At 66.6% G+C, this 19375-nt stretch carries 13 protein-coding genes and 2 pseudogenes; 9 read left to right on the forward strand and 6 right to left on the reverse strand.

What is annotated here, in order from left to right:
- From DIE16_RS35145 to DIE16_RS35170, 6 genes are all read left to right on the forward strand, one after another.
- Window positions 1-549: alpha-E domain-containing protein (locus DIE16_RS35145; RefSeq protein ID WP_148095404.1), on the forward strand; the 549-nt coding region annotated here is incomplete at its 5' end.
- 8 nt (window positions 550-557) lie between these two features.
- Window positions 558-1532, forward strand: a complete 975-nt coding sequence (locus DIE16_RS35150) for a transglutaminase family protein (protein ID WP_124894338.1) — start codon at window positions 558-560, stop codon at window positions 1530-1532.
- 93 nt (window positions 1533-1625) lie between these two features.
- Window positions 1626-5045 carry a DUF2126 domain-containing protein gene (locus tag DIE16_RS35155; protein WP_124485048.1) on the forward strand — a complete coding sequence of 1140 codons (3420 nt, stop codon included), beginning with the start codon at window positions 1626-1628 and terminating at the stop codon, window positions 5043-5045.
- A gap of 212 nt (window positions 5046-5257) precedes the next feature.
- Window positions 5258-7864, forward strand: coding sequence for a circularly permuted type 2 ATP-grasp protein (locus DIE16_RS35160; RefSeq protein WP_124894344.1), 2607 nt, complete (start codon window positions 5258-5260; stop codon window positions 7862-7864).
- Window positions 7858-8916, forward strand: a complete 1059-nt coding sequence (locus DIE16_RS35165; RefSeq protein ID WP_124894339.1) for a transglutaminase family protein — start codon at window positions 7858-7860, stop codon at window positions 8914-8916. Before DIE16_RS35160 ends, DIE16_RS35165 begins: the two co-directional genes overlap by 7 nt.
- A 172-nt stretch (window positions 8917-9088) precedes the next feature.
- The gene (locus DIE16_RS35170; protein WP_124485046.1) at window positions 9089-9361 is read left to right on the forward strand and encodes a hypothetical protein; all 273 of its coding nucleotides are present in this window, start codon (window positions 9089-9091) and stop codon (window positions 9359-9361) included.
- Between the two features lie 81 nt (window positions 9362-9442).
- Here the strand turns inward: DIE16_RS35170 and pip are convergent, their stop codons facing one another.
- Window positions 9443-10375: a prolyl aminopeptidase gene (gene pip / locus DIE16_RS35175; protein WP_124485045.1), complete on the reverse strand. Its 933-nt coding sequence runs from the start codon at window positions 10373-10375 to the stop codon at window positions 9443-9445.
- A 353-nt stretch (window positions 10376-10728) separates the two neighbouring features.
- Between pip and DIE16_RS35180 the strand changes: the two genes are divergently transcribed.
- A complete protein-coding gene (locus DIE16_RS35180; RefSeq protein ID WP_124894340.1) occupies window positions 10729-11883 on the forward strand; it encodes an acyltransferase in 1155 nt (384 codons plus the stop codon).
- Between the two features lie 28 nt (window positions 11884-11911).
- On the opposite strand, the pseudogene DIE16_RS37385 reads toward DIE16_RS35180, so the two are convergent.
- The 4 genes and pseudogenes from DIE16_RS37385 to DIE16_RS35200 all read right to left on the reverse strand — a co-directional run.
- Window positions 11912-12046 (reverse strand): annotated as a pseudogene (locus DIE16_RS37385) (multidrug ABC transporter ATPase); the annotation flags it as partial.
- A 187-nt stretch (window positions 12047-12233) separates the two neighbouring features.
- On the reverse strand, window positions 12234-13178 hold the full coding sequence (locus DIE16_RS35190) for a GIY-YIG nuclease family protein (RefSeq protein WP_124894341.1): 945 nt from the start codon (window positions 13176-13178) through the stop codon (window positions 12234-12236).
- A gap of 374 nt (window positions 13179-13552) precedes the next feature.
- Window positions 13553-13930 (reverse strand): hypothetical protein, encoded by a 378-nt coding sequence (locus DIE16_RS35195; RefSeq protein ID WP_124485041.1) that lies wholly within the window; start codon window positions 13928-13930, stop codon window positions 13553-13555.
- A gap of 96 nt (window positions 13931-14026) precedes the next feature.
- Window positions 14027-14479: a pyridoxamine 5'-phosphate oxidase family protein gene (locus DIE16_RS35200; RefSeq protein WP_124894342.1), complete on the reverse strand. Its 453-nt coding sequence runs from the start codon at window positions 14477-14479 to the stop codon at window positions 14027-14029.
- Window positions 14480-14946: 467 nt separating this feature from the next.
- Here DIE16_RS35200 and DIE16_RS35205 point away from each other — a divergent pair, with 467 nt between their 5' ends.
- Together DIE16_RS35205 and DIE16_RS35210 are read left to right on the forward strand one after the other, a co-directional pair.
- A complete protein-coding gene (locus DIE16_RS35205) occupies window positions 14947-16089 on the forward strand; it encodes an Acg family FMN-binding oxidoreductase (protein WP_260434513.1) in 1143 nt (380 codons plus the stop codon).
- Between the two features lie 73 nt (window positions 16090-16162).
- Window positions 16163-16360 (forward strand): annotated as a pseudogene (locus DIE16_RS35210) (ATP-dependent protease); the annotation flags it as partial.
- 39 nt (window positions 16361-16399) lie between these two features.
- On the opposite strand, the gene DIE16_RS35215 reads toward DIE16_RS35210, so the two are convergent.
- Window positions 16400-18913 (reverse strand): EAL domain-containing protein, encoded by a 2514-nt coding sequence (locus tag DIE16_RS35215; protein WP_124894343.1) that lies wholly within the window; start codon window positions 18911-18913, stop codon window positions 16400-16402.
- Window positions 18914-19375 lie beyond the last annotated feature (462 nt).

The following is a 19375-nucleotide window of genomic DNA, read 5'->3' on the forward strand; positions in this document are numbered from 1 at the left end:
GCGGTGCTCGACGAAGTGAAGCGCGAAACCGCGCTGATCCTCGGCAGCTTCTACAGCACGATGCTGCGCAACGAGATTTTCGATTTCGCGCAGATCGGCGCGTTCGTCGAGCGGGCCGACAACACCGCACGGATCATCGACGTGAAATACCACCTGCTGCTGCCGTCGGTGTCGCACGTGGGCACGATCCTCGACAACTACCAGTGGGAGACGATCCTGCGCTGCGTGGCCGCTCACCGGTCGTATCGCTGGGTGTACGACGTGCAGTACAAGCCGATGAACATCGCCGACTACCTGATCCTGAACGGCCGCATGCCGCGCTCGCTGCGCTATTGCTACGGGCGCGTGGTGTCGAGCCTGAACCTGCTCGCGAAGGATTACGGCGTGACACACCCGTGTCACGACACGGCCACGAAGATTCTGCAGATGCTGTCCGACACCTCGGTCGAGCGGATCTTCAAGAGCGGCCTGCACGAGTTCCTGACCGACTTCATCGGCCGCAACAACAGCCTGGGGATCGATATCGCCCAGGCCTACAACTTCGACTGAGACTTGCCATGCGACTCGCCATCCGACACATCTCGCGTTATCAGTTCGACGATCAAGCCACCCACGCGCTGCAACGGCTGCGGCTGCGCCCGCAATCGGGGCCCGGGCAGACGGTGCGCGCGTGGCAGGTCACGATCGACGGCGTCGAGCCGACGCTTTCCTATGCGGACGGATTCGGCAACCGGATCGACCTCGTGCGCCACGACCGCGGCGCGAAGAACGAGGTCGTCGTGGTCGCGGCCGGCGTCGTCGAGACGCAGGACCGCGCGGGCATTCTCGGCAACCCCGAGGGCTATGCACCGCCGTGGATCTTCGAGCGCGAGACCGCGCTCACGAAGGCCGGCGACACCGTGCGCGAGCTCACGCAGGCGCTGCCGATCGAGCCGCACAGCCTCGATGCGCTGCACTGGCTGATGACGGAAGTGCACGACCGCATCGCATACGCGCCGAACCTGGCCGACGCGCCGGTCGATGCCGAAACCGCGCTGCAAAGCGGCGAGGGCACCAGCCGCGACCATGCGCACGCGTTCATCGCGGCCGCTCGCGCGCTGAAGGTGCCCGCGCGCTACATCTCGGGCTACGTGCTCGCCGACAGCGCGATGCAGCGCATCGCCGACGCGAAGCAGAGCGCGAGCGACGAGGATGCCGAGGAAGCGCTCGCGCTGCAGACGGGCGACGGCATGCAGCAGGTGCTCGGAGCATCGCATGCCGCACAGTCGCAGGGCTTGCCGCAGGCGGCACTCGGCGCGCAGCCGCAGGCCGTCGCGCTGATGCAGCAGCCGGCCGGTCACGCGTGGGCCGAGGCGTACGTCGAAGGGCTCGGCTGGGTCGGCTTCGATCCGTTCATGAACCGCTGCCCGGACGAGCGCTACGTGCGCATCGCCGTGGGCCTCGACTATCGCGACGCGCAACCGGTGACGGGGATTGGCGCGAGCGCCGTCGGCATCGAGATCAGCGTCGTGCAGTCGCCCGAACTGGTCTGACGCATACCTTCTCCGAACCCGCCGTGCCGTGCCGCCGCAGCGACGGCGACGCGGCGCGCGCGGCCGGTCCAACCCGAACCGAGCGGCTCTCCCATGCCCATTCACGTCGCGCTGCATCACACCACCCGCTACCGCTACGACCGGCCCGTCAACCTCGGGCCGCAGATCGTGCGGCTGCGGCCCGCGCCGCACTGCCGGACGCCGATCGTCGCGTATTCGATGACCGTCGAGCCCGCGCAGCACTTCATCAACTGGCAGCAGGACCCGTTCTCGAACTATCTCGCGCGGCTCGTGTTTCCGGAGCGCACCGAACACTTCGAGATCACGATCGACCTGGTTGCCGAGATGTCGGTGTACAACCCGTTCGACTTCTTCCTGGAAGCCAGCGCGGAGCAATACCCGTTCAGCTATGACGATGCGCTGAAGACCGAACTCGCGCCGTACCTCGCTTGCGATCCGCAGACGAGCGCGGCGCCGCTGTTCCGCGCGTATCTCGACGGCGTCGACCGCACGCCGGCCGGCACCGTGAACTTCCTCGTCGCGCTGAACCAGCAGCTGCAGCACGACATCGGTTATCTGGTGCGGATGGAGCCGGGCGTGCAGACGCCCGAGCAGACGCTCGAACTCGCGTCCGGGTCGTGCCGCGACAGCGCGTGGCTGCTCGTGCAGCTGTGCCGGCATCTCGGCATCGCCGCGCGTTTCGTGTCCGGCTACCTGATCCAGCTCACGCCCGACGTGAAGGCGCTCGACGGCCCGAGCGGCACGTCGGTCGACTTCACCGACCTGCACGCGTGGTGCGAGGTCTACCTGCCGGGCGCGGGCTGGATCGGCTTCGATCCGACCTCGGGCCTGCTCGCCGGCGAAGGGCACATCCCGCTCGCATGCACGCCGCAGCCGACCAGCGCCGCGCCGGTGGAGGGGCTGATCGACGAATGCGAAGTGTCGTTCGAGCACGAGATGGTGGTGACGCGCGTGTACGAATCGCCGCGCGTGACGAAGCCGTATACCGAGCAGCAATGGGACGCCGTGCGCACGCTCGGCGCGCAGGTCGACGGCGCGCTGACGGCCGGCGACGTGCGGCTGACGCAGGGCGGCGAGCCGACCTTCGTGTCGATCGACGATCGCGACGGCGCCGAATGGAACACCGATGCGCTCGGCCCGACCAAGCGCGGCTATGCGACCGAACTCGTGCAGCGGCTGCGCGCCGAATACGGCGAAGGCGGCTTCCTGCATTTCGGGCAGGGCAAGTGGTATCCGGGCGAGCAGCTGCCGCGCTGGGCGCTGTCGATCTTCTGGCGCGCCGACGGCCAGCCCGTGTGGCACGACCCGTCGCTGTTCGCCGACGAGCGCGAGCCGTCCGCGTGCACGACCGAGGACGCGAAGCGCTTCATCGACGCGCTGGCCGCGCGCCTCGGACTGACCGACGAATTCGTGCGGCCCGGCTACGAGGATGTCTGGTACTACCTGTGGCGCGAGCGCCGGCTGCCCGTCAACGTCGATCCGTTCGACTCGCGCCTCGACGACGAACTCGAGCGCGCGCGGTTGCGCAAGGTGTTCGACCAGCATCTCGACAGCGTGGTCGGCTACGTGCTGCCGATCAAGCGCACGGACGACGCGCCGGGTCTCGACGGCCCGCGCTGGCAGACCGGCCCGTGGTTCTTCCGCGACGAACGGATGTACCTCGTGCCCGGCGATTCGCCGATGGGCTATCGGCTGCCGCTCGATTCGCTGCCGTGGGTCGCCGGTGCCGACTATCCGTACCTGGTCGAACGCGATCCGTTCGCGCCGCGCGACGCGCTGCCGGACGCGGCCGCGTTCCGTGCGCGTCATGCGGGTGCGGCCGACGCGCCGCGTTACCTGGCCGGCGTGCATCGCGAAGCGTCCGCGCAAACGGTCATGCAGTTGCGCAGCGACGGCAGCGCCGCCGGCGACCGGCACGCGCATGCCGCGCAGGACCCGCAGCGCCACCCCGAGCGCTTCGAATCGGCCGCATGGATCACGCGTACCGCGATGTGCGCAGAAGTGCGCAACGGCATCCTGTACCTGTTCATGCCGCCGCTCGCCGCGCTCGAGGATTATCTCGACCTGCTCGCGGCGATCGAGCTGACCGCGCAGGCCCTCGGCGTGAAGCTCGTGCTCGAAGGCTATCCGCCGCCGCGCGATGCGCGGCTCAAGCTGCTGCAGGTCACGCCCGATCCCGGCGTGATCGAGGTGAACATCCATCCGGCGAAGAGCTTCGACGAACTCGTCGGCCAGACCGAATTCCTGTACGACGCCGCGTGGCAGTCGCGGCTGTCCAGCGAGAAGTTCATGGTCGACGGCCGGCATGTCGGCACGGGCGGCGGCAACCATTTCGTGCTCGGCGGCGCGACGCCGGCCGACAGCCCGTTCCTGCGCCGCCCGGACCTGCTCGCGAGCCTGATCGCCTACTGGCACAACCATCCGTCGCTGTCGTACCTGTTCTCGGGGCTGTTCATCGGTCCGACGAGCCAGGCGCCGCGCGTCGACGAGGCGCGCAACGACCAGGTCTACGAGCTCGACATCGCATTCGCGGAAATCCAGCGCAACAAGCTGCTGTACGGGCAGGACATGCCGCCGTGGCTCGTCGACCGCGTGCTGCGCAACCTGCTGATCGACGTGACCGGCAACACGCACCGCAGCGAATTCTGCATCGACAAGCTGTATTCGCCGGATTCGTCGACCGGGCGGCTCGGCCTGCTCGAACTGCGCGCGTTCGAGATGCCGCCGCATGCGCGGATGAGCATCGTGCAGCAACTGCTGCTGCGCGCGCTGGTCGCGCGCTTCTGGGCCGCGCCGTATACGACGCCGCTCACGCGCTGGGGCACCGCGCTGCACGATCGCTTCATGCTGCCCGCGTTCCTGAAGATGGATTTCGACGACGTGCTGGCCGAGCTGCGCGACGCCGGTTTCGCGTTCGATTCCGCATGGTTCGCGCCGCATTTCGAATTCCGCTTCCCGCTGTTCGGCCAGATCGCGGTGAACGGGATGCAACTGTCGCTGCGCGGCGCGCTCGAGCCGTGGCACGTGATGGGCGAGGAGGGGGCGCCCGGCGGCACGGTGCGCTACGTCGATTCGTCGGTCGAACGGCTCGAAGTGCGCGTGACCGGGCTGAACGACAACCGTCACGTCGTGACCGTCAACGGCCGCGCGCTGCCGTTGCAGCCGACCGGCACCGTCGGCGAATACGTCGCGGGCGTGCGCTACAAGGCGTGGGCGCCGCCGTCGGCGCTGCATCCGACCATCGGCGTGCATGCGCCGCTCACGTTCGACATCGTCGATACGTGGCTGCAGCGCTCGCTGGGCGGCTGCCGGTATCACGTCGCGCACCCGGGCGGGCGCAACTATGCGACGTTCCCGGTCAACGCGTACGAAGCCGAGAGCCGCCGGCTCGCGCGCTTCGTCGCGATGGGGCACACGCCGGGGCGGATGGACGTGGCGGCCGCCGCGCCGAGCCGTGAATTCCCGTTCACGCTCGACCTGCGACGGCCCTGATCGTCGGATGAAAGGACGCACGACGATGCGCGGTTTCCGACCTCCCGGCGCGCCGGGAGGAGTGCTAGGATGCGGGCAGACTGCGGCCGCCCGCCGCGTCTGCCGTGCCCGGACGACGGTGCGGCGGCGCGCGGGCACCGCTGCCCCCTGACGACGGAACGATACCGACCGTGCCGCCCATTCACCCCGACGATCTCGCCGACGCCGACGCGATGCCCACGCTTTTCGATACCGGCGCGCAGCCGGACGCCGCGGAACTGGCCGCCGCGCTCGCGGCGCCGGCCGCGGCCGGCCGCTACGACGAACTGCGCGGCAGTGCCGCCGGCCTCACCGCGCCGCTGCTCGCCCCCGCATGGCGCAGCTTCTTCACGTCGATCGGCAGCGACGGCGTGGCCGACCTCGACCGCCGCGCCGACGCGCTGCAGCGCCGCATGCGCGAGAACGGCCTGTTCTACCAGCTCCACGAACAACGCGCAGGCGACGGCGCGGCCGGCCCGTGGTCGCTCGACCTGCTGCCGCTGATCGTCACGCCCGAGGACTGGGTCGCGATCGAGCGCGGCGTGCTGCAGCGCGTGCGGCTGCTGAACGCGACGATGGCCGATTTGTACGGACCGCAGACGATCCTGCAGCGCGGGCTGCTGCCGCCCGCGCTCGTGACCGGCCACCCGGGCTACCTGCGCGCGATGCGCGGCGCACGCGTGCCGGGCGATACGTGGCTGCACGTCGTCGCGTTCGATCTCGCGCGCGGCCCCGACAGCCAATGGCGGATCGTCGCGCAGCACACGCAGGGCCCGTCCGGCCTCGGCTATCTGCTCGAGAACCGGCTGATCGTGTCGCGGCTCTTTCCGCGCGGTTTCCGCGGGCTGCGCGTGCAGCGGCTCGCTTCCGCGTACCGGTCGCTGCTGCAGAGCATGCAGGCGCTCAGTCCCGCCAGAAAGAATTCGCGGATCGTGCTGCTGACGCCCGGGCCGCACAGCGCGACCTACTTCGAGCATGCGTATCTCGCGCGCTACCTCGGCCTCACCCTCGTCGAGGGCGGCGACCTGACCGCGCGCGACAACCGCGTCTTCCTGAAGACGCTGCGCGGGCTCGAACCCGTGCACGGGATCCTGCGGCGCGTCGACGACGCGTGGCTCGATCCGCTCGAACTGCGTCCCGATTCGATGCTCGGCGTGCCCGGCCTGCTGCAGGCCGTGCGGGCGGGCAACGTGCTGCTCGCGAATGCGCCGGGTTCGGGCTTCCTCGAGTCGCCGGGCATGCTCGGCTTCATGCCGCGCCTCGCGGAAGCGCTGCTCGGCGAAACGCTGACGCTGCCGGCCGTGCATTCGTGGTGGTGCGGCGAGGCAGCCGCGTGCGGCGACGCGCTGCCGCAGCTTGCGCGCAGCATCGTGAAGCCGTCGTATCCGGCCGAGGTGCAGGCCGGCGGCGCGTTCGACCCGGTGATCGGCGCGCGGCTCACGCCGGCGCAACTGGCCGAATGGCGTGCGCGGATCCTGGCCCGGCCCGAGCATTACACGGTGCAGGCCGACCTGCCGTTGTCGCAGGCGCCGACCTGGCCGGGGCACGACGCGTCCGACGGCAGCGGCGGCGCGCGCATCGTGCCGAAGCCGCTGCTGCTGCGCGTGTTCGCGCTCGCCGACGGCGCGCAGCGCTGGCGGCTGCTGCCGGGCGGACTGTCGCGGGTCGGCACGCGCGATACGCTGTTCAACGCGCCGATGCCGCGCGGCGGCAGCACGGTCGATACGTGGGTGATGACCGAAGGCATCGTCGATTCGACGACGCTGCTGCAGACGCGTCTCGGCCCCGACGATCTGGTCGAGCGTCCGCGCGCGATCGCGAGCCGCGCGGCGGAGAACCTGTTCTGGCTCGGCCGCTATACCGAGCGCGCGACCAACCTGATGCGTCTCGCGCGCGCCGCGCTCGAACGGCTGCGCGGCGAGGACGACGTCGACAGTCCCGCGCATCTCGAGTTGATCGACACGTTGTGCCGCGACACCGGCCTGATCGCGCCCGACGCGCCGAACGCCGTCGATGCGCCGCGCGCGTTCCAGTACGCGCTCGCGACGTCGCTGACGCGCGGCGCGGACCGCACGTCGGGCATCGCGTCCTGCCTGTTCGGGATGCGCGGCGCGGCTGCGGCGATCCGCGAACGGCTGTCGAGCGATCAGTGGCGGCTGATCGACGACGCGACGCAACTGTTCGCCGACAGCGCCGATCATCCGGAAGCCGAGGAGCAGATCGGCAACGAGGCGCTGCAGTTGCTGGAGCGCCTCGGGCTGCTGCTCGGCGCGATCACCGGCGCGCAGACCGACAACATGACGCGCGACGACGGCTGGCGGCTGTTGTCGATCGGGCGGCAGATCGACCGGCTGGACTTCCTGTGCAGCGTGCTGAAGTTCGCGTTCGACGAAGGCGCGGTGCACCGGCAGGACGGCTTCGAACTCGTGCTGGAGCTGTTCGACAGCACGATCACGTTCCGCTCGCGCTTCCAGCGCGGCTTCGACGTCGCGCCGCTGCTGTCGCTCGTCGTGCTCGACACCGACAATCCGCGCTCGCTCGGCTGGGTCGTGCAGGCGTTGCGCGGCCGGCTGACGAAGGTCGAGCGCAGCGAGGGCTATGCGCTGTCCGAACTGGCCGAGACGATTCCGGACGTGCCCGCGTGGTCGCTGCACGAACTGTGTGAAACCGGAGATGATGGTCGGCACGACGCGCTGCTCGATGCGCTCGACACGACGGTGAAGGCCGTGTGGGATCTGTCGAACCGGATCGGCGAGCGGTATTTCAGCCACGTTCGCGAGGCGGGCAGGACGCTATGGTGACGCCGAAACACGCGGCGAAGACGCCGCCCGCGGCCGCCCCCGGCAGTGCGAAGCAGACAGCGGCGGCGGTCGTGCCCGCGGCCTCGAATGCATCGGCCACGTCGGCCGGTCGTGTCCTGCGCGTCACGCACGACACCGAATATCGCTACGCGGCGCGCGTCGAATCGGCCCAGCACCAGGCGCGGCTGCAGCCGCTCGCGACGCCGCGCCAGCAGGTGCTGTCGTTCGCGCTCGACATCGAACCCGGACCGGAAACGGTCGGCACCGAGATCGACGCGTTCGGCAACGCGCGCGCATCGTTCGCGCTGAACCAGCCGCACGATGCGCTGCTCGTGCGCAGCCGCAGCACGGTGCGCGTGAGCCCGCCCGTCTGGTCGCAGGGCGCACGCGGCGCGCCGCCGCCCGCGATCGCGCATCCCGACCCCGAGCACGCAACCGTATGGGAAGCCGTGCGCGACCGCCTGCGGTTTCGCGCGGGGCAGCCGTACGACGCGGCGAGCGAGTTCGTGTTCGCGTCGCCGCACGTGGCGTGCGATCCGGAACTGGCTGCGTATGCGGCCGCCAGCTTCACGCCGCAGCGGCCGCTCGTGCAGGCCGCATGGGACCTGATGCGGCGGATTCACGCCGACTTTGCGTATACGCCGAACAGCACCGACATCACGACGACGGCGCTCGATGCATTGCGATTGCGCAAGGGCGTCTGCCAGGATTTCGCGCACGTGATGATCGGCGCGCTGCGCTCGCTCGGGCTCGCCGCGCGCTACGTGAGCGGGTATCTGCTGACGCAGCCGCCGCCCGGGCAGCCGCGGCTGATCGGCGCGGACGCATCGCATGCATGGGTCGACGTGTACGACCCGGCGTGGCCCGAAGACGGCGGCTGGCTGCAGCTCGACCCGACCAACGACCGCGCGCCGGGCGACGATTACGTGATGCTGTCGATCGGCCGCGACTACGCGGACGTGACGCCGCTGCGCGGCGTGATTCGCGGCGGTGGCGCGGATCAGGAGCTGAAGGTCGGTGTGACGGTCGAGCCGCTCGATGAGGCGCTCTAAGGCCTGACGCGCCGGTCGCCGGACGTTTAAGTCGTCGTTAATACTGCCCGCCTAGCATGGTGTTGCCGGCGAACGGATCGGACCCGATCCGGCGCCGGCGGCACGCACGGGTGCGTCGACGTCACGGCGCCGCGCCGTCGCGCGTCGCCATTCCCTTGCAACGGCGGCAGACATGATCAAGAACTTCGACTACACGCTCGGCAACGAGACGATCGAGCTTTGCGCGAGCTTCGGCGCGGGCCCGGCGTTCCGCCGCGTGCTCGTGAGCCGTGCGGATTCGATGGAAACGCTCGTGGTGCTCGACGCGCGTGGTCTGTCGGGCCTGCTGAAGGTCGCGACCGAGGAGCCGGAAGGGTTGCTCGACGATGCGATCCGCAAGGTTGGCGATGAACGACTCGTCGAGCGGGCGATCAGCGGCCGCACGATCGTCGAAGCGGCGCTCTGAGCGGGGCGGCGCGCGCCGGACGGCATGGCCGGCTGCCGCGCGCCGCGTGGTATTGCGCGGTATGTGCTGCGTTGCTTGCGCTTACGCCGCGAACCGGTCCGTCGCCGCGAGCAGCGCCTTCAGGATGCCCGGTTCGTTGTATGCGTGTCCGGCATCCGGCACGATCTCGAACCTCGCGTCGGGCCATGCCTTCGCGAGATCCCATGCGGTGCGTGCGGGCGTCGCGATATCGTAGCGGCCTTGCACGATCACGCCCGGAATCCCGGCGAGGCGATGCGCGTCGCGCAGCAACTGGCCCTCCTCGACGAACCCGCGATTCACGAAGTAGTGGTTTTCGATCCGCGCGAACGCGAGCGCATAGTGGCCGTCCGCGAAGTGCGCGGCCAGCGCCGGGTCCGGCAGCAGCGTGATCGTGCGGCCTTCCCAGAGGCTCCATGCGCGCGCGGCTTCGAGCTTCGCGGCTTCGTCGTCGCCCGTCAGCCGGCGATGGTACGCGGCCATCAGGTCATCGCGCTCGGCTTGCGGAATCGGCGCGAGGAATTCTTCCCACAGGTCCGGGAACAGCCACGACGCGCCTTCCTGGTAGTACCACAGCAACTCCGCGCGGCGCATCGTGAAGATGCCGCGCACGACGAGTGCGCCGACGCGTTGCGGATGCGTCTGCGCGTACGCGAGGGCGAGCGCGCTGCCCCATGAGCCGCCGAACACGAGCCACTGTTGCGCGCCGACCATCTCGCGCAACCGCTCGATGTCGGCCACCAGGTCCCAGGTCGTGTTGTTGTCGAGGCTCGCATGCGGTGTGGAGCGCCCGCAGCCGCGCTGGTCGAACAGCAGGATGTCGTAGCGCTCGGGATCGAACAGGCGGCGATGGTCGGGGCTGCAGCCCGCGCCCGGGCCGCCGTGCAGGAACACCGCGGGCTTGCCGGATGGGTTGCCGCAGCGCTCCCAGTAGATGCGGTGGCCGTCGCCGGTGTCGAGGTGGCCGTGGGCGTAGGGTTCGATCGGTGGGTACACAGGCAGGCTCCGGGTCAGGGTCGGCAGGGCGGCGGACGAGGCACGGGCCGGTGGGCGATCGGAATACGGCAGCGCCGGTATCGCGGATATTGCGGCGCCGCAGATTCGTTGTGTCGGCATCGGCCCGGCGGCCGCCGGGCAAGGCTTGTCATTATGCCCATTCATTCCGGCCGCTGCGTGCGATGGCGATGCCGGTTGCACGGCGCGGCATTGCGGCCGGCATGCTCGGCGGAATTTTTTGAGCAATTTCATTCGGATATTTTTCAGACAAAATCCCGGCGGCATATCGGCGCACCGATCGCGGGCGCCGACCTTCATTCCGTTCCTCCGCCGTGCCAACGGGAAACGAACCGATGAACCATCGCGTCAAGCAACTGACCGGGTTGCGCGCCGTCGCGGTCACGATGGTCGTCGTCGGCCATGCGGAACGCGTGCTGCCGGGCGGCTACACCGGCTGGCTCGCGCCGCTGCGGCTGGTCGCCGACGGCCGGCTCGGCGTGCTGATCTTCTTCGTCCTCAGCGGCTTCCTGATCACCAACGTGCTGCGCGCGGAGTTCGCGCGCACCGGCGGGATCGCGCTCACGTCGTTCTACGTGCGCCGCGCGCTGCGGATCTGGCCGGCGTGCTACGTGTATCTCGCGACCGTCGGCGTGCTCGCCGCCGTCGGCTGGCTCGACGTCGGGCGCCGCCAGTGGCTGTATGCGGCGCTGCATCTGTGGAATTACTCGGCACGGTTCGGGCTGAGCGGCGACAACGTGCTGCACCCGGACGGCGCGTGGTATCTCGGCCATTTCTGGTCGCTCGCGCTCGAGGAGCAGTTCTACTGGTTCTGGCCGCTGCTGTTCGTGTTTGGCGCCCGCCGTCGCGGCACGCGCTGGCTGGCCGCGCTGATCCTGGCCGTGCCGCTCGCGCGCGCGCTCACGTATTTCGTCGCGCCGGCGCTGCGCGGGCAACTCGGGATGATGCTGCATACGGGCGTCGATCCGATCCTGATCGGCTGCTACGCGGCGCTCGAACGCGAACGGCTCGAAGCATGGATCGGCTCGTGGCGCGGCGAGACGCGCATCGTGACGGCGCTCGTCGTCATCGTGCTGTTCGGGATGCCGCTTGCCGAACATCGGCTCGGCGGCTTCTGGAATGCGACCTACGGGGTGACGCTCGAGGCCGCGCTGATCGCGATCGTGATCGTCGTGCTGAATTTCCGCAGCGAGTTCTGGTGCGCGCGGTGGCTGCGGGCCGCGCCGATCGTGTTCGTCGGCTCGATCTCGTTCAGTCTGTATCTGTGGCAGCAGCCGTTCGCGAACCCGGATCTGGCGGTTCCGCACGCGTTCCCGCTCGGCATCGTGTGGGCGCTGCTGGCCGCGATGGCCAGCTACTTCCTCGTCGAGAAGCCGTTCCTGCGGTTGAAGGATCGCTATACGGCGCGCGAGGCGCGACGCATGCGTGGCGACGCGTTGCGGATGCCGGCGCCGCCGGCAGATCCGATCGGGCCGAAGGTGGCGGAGTAGGCGGGCCTGGCGTGACCCGCTCGCGGCCTCACTTGAAACGCTTCAGCGCCTCGGGCGAATACCAAAAGGTACTGAACATGTCGATCCCGTACGATTTGCCGTCGTATTTGACGATCGTGCGCGCGGTTCGCTTGCCCGTATCCGAGTAGCTGTCGTCGTCGCGCTATCAGGGAAACATGCCGTTGGCGCGGCTGCATTCCTACCCGAAGCTGACGGTCAGAGGTCAGCAACGCTTCCGGGGCGACATCGCGGAGTGGGGCTTGCCGCCTGAAATTAGAGAGTAGTACGCCATTTGGGTGCACGTCTCGCTGCGGTCAGCGTTCCGTAGAGGCTGTTTCCGGCTGATTGCATCAGTTCAGATTCAGACCGAATGTGCGCGAACCCAGCGCGACTTTCCAATACGATTCGCGCCGGATCACCTCCTGGCGGGATGTATCTGCCGGCAACACTTCGAGCAGCGTGAACCGGAGATCCAGTTCGCGTCCAGGCGTAGCGGCGAGCAACTGCGCAAGCAGCTTGTTGCCTCCGTGTCCTGTGGTCGCATAGTTGCTCCAACGCTGTAGCACCCCTTGTGCGCCGGAGGCCGAACCCACATAGTGTTGGCCGCCGCGCTCGTCCGTGATCAGATAGATTCCGGACACGCCAGCCAACCCCTGCTGCCAGGCTGCGTCACGCAGTGCGATCCGCAGTTCCGCCATAACGAGTGAGACACCAGTGAGTCCCTGGAACGGCACCGCCGATTCGAGCTGTGCGGTGACGCTGTACCGGCGGCCCATCCGCATGGGCAATTGACTGCAGGAGCCTGGCTTTGCCTCGTGCGCAATTTGCTCGATTGGTGAGTTGGTTGTCCGGCGTACTCGCTGGGTTTTCTCCGGTCGCAGGACACGCCGCCAGGCCACTTCCTTTCCGGTCCACTCGATTTCGAGCTTCAAACGCAGATCGGCAAGCAGATCGAGTTCGCGCAAATCGTGGTAGTAGCCGCCCCAGTTCTCGTGCAACGGCTCAAAGCTTCCCTCAAGTAGTCCCCGACGAATCGCCTCGCCGGGCGACAGCACACCGTCGACACGCCAGACGCCCAGAAGCAGGGCATGGCCGGGCCGATTGCCGTAAAACGCTACGAGCAGGCTTCCCACGGGCATCTCTCTGGGCTGCATCGCCTGATACAGATTCAGTGCGCGCGTGCCGATATATTTCACGAGGGGATACCGCTTATCCTTGTGGCGCATCAGAGTGATTTGCTGTGCGGCTGGATCGACACCGGCGTTCTTTAGAAGGTCTAGTAGGTCTTCAAACATGGGACTCGACTGTAACTGCATACCGACGATGACGGCAAGCGACCGTCGCTCCGACACCGCAAACTTTAGTCCCTCCAAGAACGCGTAAAGACCGCAAAATCGGCGGCTGCTCTTGGTTGCCGATTCAACTGGTTGCCTCGTCGGTCAGCATCGACCGGTTGAATCCGCCGCCAGAAGCGGCCATTCGCACGTAGACTACCGCGAACGTCCGAGTATCGCATCGACTCCGGGCACCGACATGTACGCGTCAACTGCATATATTCCTGGCTGACCAGCCTTCGTGAGCACGGCAGTTCAGCGGATCCGATCGCAGGTCACACGGTTTTGCCGAGGGGGCGCTTCGGCGTTGCGATCCTGGCCGCCTGCAATTGCGCTCACCTGCTCGCGCCCATTCGATTACCGCGCGCCTGCAGAAACGGAAAGATCGCAAAGCAAAGTTGGCTTGCGAGGCCGATCGCGCCGGGTACAGACCAAAAGCCGGCAAAGTACTCGAGCACGGTCCTTCCAAACAGGAGTCCGTTGGTACACAACTCCGCAATCGTCAATATGGCCAGGGCGATCGCGCCCATCAGCAACGCCTCGTTGGTATCCGTCAGGAGGTCGTGTTTTTTCGCGCTCCAGTGCGACACGTACCAACTCGCGGCCAGCATGAACGGCGCTTCGAGCGATACGGCTGCCGTCTCTCCCAGCAGCCGCACAAGCAGCAGGACGCGCATCGCCCCGAAGGCGAAGCCGATCGCAAAAACGATCAATGCATAAAGGCAGCCCGCTTCCGCGCTGGTTGCCCATCGGGGGCTACGATGTGAGCACCGCGTCACGGCGTCTTGTGTTTTTGATATGGAAGGAGATCAGCAAATGCAAAGATCGGTGTGCCCGAAGCCTTGTGAATAATCGAGCACCGAAATGACTATCGGAATCACGCGAAATATCCGGACCTCGTCAGGAGACGGTATCGGCATTGGCAGCGCGTGCATGTCCGGATACTTCAGCGGAAGCATGTGCAAGACCTTCTCTGCTTCGGCACGATCAGTTACCGGTTGTGCACGTGCCGCCATCGACAAACCGGTAATCGCCATCAGATCCGATGTGTCGTGGTCGATCGTGAGCGATACCCGGTCGTCGCGGGCCAGATTGGCCGCCTTCTGGCTTTCCAGGCCGCAAAGGAAGTAAAGCGTCAGTCCCTGGCTCACGTATCCGACGGTGGTCGCCTGCGGCCAGCCGTCCGGCCTTAGCGTGGCGATCGTCATGATTCGGTGCTGATCCAGCAATGACAGGATCTTTTCCTTGATCTGCTCGTCCATGGATCACCTTCCAGTTCGTGAAATCCTATCCTGTCCCACCGGGTCATCCGGCGCTTGATGCAAATCAAATACCGAAGATGACCGACTTCGAGACGCACGGCGCGCAAGCGTGAGCGGCCCGCCTGCACGACCTGCCGCGCAGGCCGCGATTCACGCCGACCGCAATTGACTCAGATCAACGGAGCCGGCATTTGCCTGACACAGGTTGACGTGGCAGGCTAGATAGTCGACAACGCGCGCCGAAAACGGCCCGGTGCGGAGATACGGGTGTTGAGAATTCAAGCGATGAAGGGAATTGCCTTTGCGTCTGGATGCGTGCCGAGTCGCGTGTCGCCGTGGCGGTTTTCAGCAAGCCTCGCTGTGGAGGATTTGGGGCTGCGCCGGGGGCTCGGAATCGCAGTCCAAAGGGGCGTTGCGAATTTTCCATTGGCGCTGCACGCGAGCAACATTGCGCGTCAAGTCACTGCATGCGCGCCGCACTCTGGCACGGCAGCCGCGACAACTTACGGGAATTTGGCATGGACAGGCGAACTTTCTTCGTCGGCGCCGGCGGCGCCTTGATGCTGGCAGGCGGCGCGACTGCCTGGATGTCGTCCGTGGGATCGATGGCCGACTATCAGGCCTATGCAAAGCGCCTGCGTGCGGCTCTGACAATGCCGCCGAGCCTTGGCGGCCTCATCCGCTATGCGACACTTGCCGCCAACAGCCACAACACGCAGCCTTGGCGGTTTCATGTCGGCGACGGGTTCATCGACATTCTGCCGGACCTCTCGCGCCGCACACCCGCTGTCGACCCGGACGACCATCATCTGTTTGTGAGCCTTGGATGCGCGGCGGAAAACCTCGCCATCTCGGCTGCAGCAACGGGCTGGCCAGGAGAGGTTCAGATGGCTTCCGGCGGAGACGGCGTACGTTATGCATTCGTACGCGGATCGATAAGGGCGAGTTCGCTTTTTGCCGCAATTGCCAAACGACAATCGACGCGCGCGGAATATGACGGGCGTGCCGTTCCTGCCGCCGATCTCGCGTTCCTCGAGCGGACGGCTGCCACGCCCGGCGTTCACTTGACCCTCATCACCGACCGAATGGGGATCGACAAGGTCAGAGATCTGGTGGTAGCCGCCAACGACATTCAAATGGCGGATTCGGCTTTCATGAGCGAACTGAAGCGATGGATCCGGTTCAACCCACGCAGCGCCATGTCGTCGGGCGATGGCCTGTTCTCCGCTGCAAGCGGGAATCCAGTGCTGCCGAGCTCCCTTGGACGCTTCGCGTTCGAACGGTTCTTTGACACCCGAACCGAGAACGACAAATATGCCCGCCAAATCGATTCGTCGGCAGGCATTGCCGTGTTTGTTGGCGATCGGGAAGACAAGATGCATTGGATCAGGGTCGGCCAGGCCTGTCAGCGCTTCGCGCTGACAGCGACAAACCTCGGGATCAAGGTCGCCTTCGTCAATCAGCCCGTCGAGGTCGCTCGCCTTCGTCCGCATCTGGCAGGCATCGTCGGCGATACCAGCCGGCGACGGCCTGATATCGTCATGCGCTTCGGCTATGGACCGACCCTGCCATTCTCGCCCCGCCGTCCCGTGGAGACTGCGCTGGCTTGACGCCGCCGGTATTGACGCGCTGTTGACGTCAGGCGAGCGTCGGCCAATTGCCGCTGTTCAATCCAATCATGGGGCCTTTGCACGGGCCAAAGCGGAATACGCGCAGTTCGTCGACGCGGTTCGCCGGGAAATCCTGGAATACTTCGACGTGACCGACAATCAACCGGACTGGAAGGTCGTGCTGCGCAATGACGACAGCGATGAGCTGTGGGCGGAAGTCAACCGGCAGCGCAGCGGGTTGGGAACCGGCGAAGTGCGTGGAGATCTCTGATCATTGCTTGCAGTCGCATGTGCCCGCTGCCGGAAAGGCTCACTCCACCAGCAATTTCGCGCTGTGGCGCGCCAAGATCCCGACGAACTGGTCGGGGGGCTGTGGCCGCGCGAACAGGAAACCTTGCCCCTGATGGCAACCGATCTCCTGCAGGAAGGCCAGTTGTTTTTCCGTCTCTACGCCCTCCATCACGACATCGAGCCCGAGCGCGCGGCCCATTGCAACGATCGCGCGCACGATCGCATCGTCCGTGCTGCCCGAACCGCAGTCCGTGAGGAACGACCGATCGATCTTCAGCGTATCGACGGGCAGATCCTTCAGATACACCAGCGACGAATATCCCGTACCGAAATCGTCGATCGCCAGGCTGATCCCCCGGATCGCCAGTTCGCGCAGCAGGATGCCGATTTCCTCGCGGGTGTTCATCGCCATGCTTTCGAGCAACTCGAGCTGTAAGCATTCGGTCGGCAACGCGGTTTCGCTGAGGATGGTCGTCAGGTCGCTGAGGAAATGGTCGGTAAGGCATTGCCGTGCCGACACGTTCACCGCCACACGCCCGAACTCGAAGCCCGCGTCGAGCCATCGGCACGCCTGGCGGCAGGCTTCATGGAGCACCCATCGGCCGATCGGGACGATCAGCGCGGACCGCTCCGCGAGCCCGATGAAGTCGCCCGGCGGTACGAGCCCCCTGCGTGGATGCAACCAGCGCAGCAACGCCTCCACGCCGACGATCCGGCCGCTGGTCAGATCGTATTGCGGCTGGTAGAACAGGCGGAATTCATTCTGCTCGAGCGCGCGGTGCAATTCGCCGAGCATATCCAGCTGCTCGATCGCCGACGACGTCATCTTGCTCTCGAAGAACTGGAACACGTTCCTGCCGCGACTCTTCGCGCCGTACATCGCCTGGTCCGCAAGCAGGATCAAGTGCTCCGCCTCGATCCCGTCGTCAGGATAGATGCTGATGCCGATGCTCGGTGTCACGAAGATCTCGTGGCCACCGATATCGATGGGCCGCGCCACTTCGTCGAGCAGCGTGCGCGCAATACGCCCGACGTCGCGGACGTCGTCGAACTCCTCCAGCACGAGCGCGAATTCGTCACCGCCCATGCGTGCCACCGTGTCGTTCGCGAGCACTTCCGCGACGATGCGTCCCGCGACGATCTTCAACACCTCGTCGCCGGCGTTGTGGCCGAGCGTATCGTTGACCAGCTTGAAGCGGTCGAGATCGAGGTACATCACCGCGACCTTGCGACCGAGCCGCTTCGCCTGGACGATCGCGTGCGCGAGCCGCTCCTCGAACAGCGCCCGGTTCGCGAGATTGGTTAGCACGTCGTGCGTGGCGAGATAGCCCAGCCGCTCTTCCGCCTGGCGCCGCTGCGTGATGTCGGAAAAGATCGCCGCATAGTGGGAGATCCCGCCTGCGTTGTCGCGAATGCTGGTGATCGTCAGATATTCGAGAAACAGCTCGCCGGTCTTGCGGCGATTCCAGATTTCGCCTTGCCAGTGGCCATCGGTCGTTAGCGAATGCCACAGCTGCTTGTAGAATTCGGGCGTCTGGCGCCCTGAACTCAGCATGCTTGGGTTGCGCCCGATCACTTCGTCCTCGGTGTACCCGGTCAGGCGCGTGAAGGCCCGGTTGACGCGCTCGATCTTCGCGTGCCGGTCGGTCACCATGATGCCTTCGAGCGCCGATTCGAACACCCGATCCGCCATGCGCAGGTTGAAGCGGGCGAGACCCAGTGCTTCGTCGCGCTCGCGCAGGGCGCTGCGCAGCTCGTTCGCGTATTCGTGCTCGATGCTCTGCAGCACGTCCGCGAAACAGAGCAGCCCGGTGAGCCTGCCGTCCTCGTCCTGGATGCCGACGTGTCGCATATTGTGCTCGGTCATGAAGCGCTGCGCGGCATACAGACTCTGCCGGGCGGACAGCATCTGCAGCGGCTTGCTGGCGAAGGCGCCGACCGCGCCTTGGGTTCCGCCGTCCGCCAGGAGCCGGACGACGTCCCGTTCGGTCAGGATGCCGCGCTCGCCGTCGTCGTAGCCGACGAGGATCGCATCGAGCCGTTGCGCGCGCATCTGCGCGATGACTGCGTGCAGCGCGGCATGCTCGGGCACTACGACGGGCGGATGGACGGAGATCGATTCGATCGGCTTCAGGTGGAGGAAAAATTCCGGCCCCTGATTCACGACGACGTCGGTCTGCGTCAGCACACCGATCGCGGCGCCATCCCGGACCACCACGAAGTGCCGCACGCCCGACTGCGTGAACTTCATCGCAGCTTCACCCAGCGGCGTATCGGCCTCGAGCGTCAGCACCGGATGGCTCATCACCTCGCTGACCGGCCGATCGAGCCCGCGCGGATTGTCGCTGGCCGACAGTGCATCATGCTCGGTCCAGATCCCGACGACCTGGTCATCGTGCATCACGACGATCGAGCTGCAGTGCTCGGCGAACATGCGTCGCGCGACCTCCCGCACCGGCGTGGCGGGTGCGCAAGATAGAATCTGACGCGCGATCAGGCGCGCGATCGGAACATCGTAGCTGTTCGGATACATTTTCTAACCAACACGAAAAAACCTTGCCGGCGCATGGTGATCCGGCAACCTGCGGGCTCGTCTGCGGCGGCCGGCAAGACCTGATTCCGCTCGCCTCGAATGGTTGCGTACTCATCGAATTCGCAAGCGGGGTATTGCCCCGTCGCTCGAGGCATCGTGGCGGCGAGCGCGGTGCCGTGACCCCCGGCACCCCATTCGACGATCCGATGTCCAGCGCACCCAAACGCCGGAGCATCGCCTTCTCAAGAGCGGCCATCCTGCGTTAACGACAGGTTCGGACAAGAGTTGAGTGCCATGACGGCATCGGGGCTGCGTGGCGGCAAGTCGAACGGCTGCGGACAGCGGTGGCACGTCGATGCTCACGCTACTTCCCGAACAAAAAAAAGGTTCATCGCAGGAAACCGTGGAGGGTTTGGGAGCGATTGCGTAACCTGACGCCTGACTTTAAGGACGTCAGGAGAG

Origin of the sequence: Burkholderia sp. Bp9090 (assembly GCF_003857985.1) — a bacterium.
GTDB lineage: Bacteria > Pseudomonadota > Gammaproteobacteria > Burkholderiales > Burkholderiaceae > Burkholderia.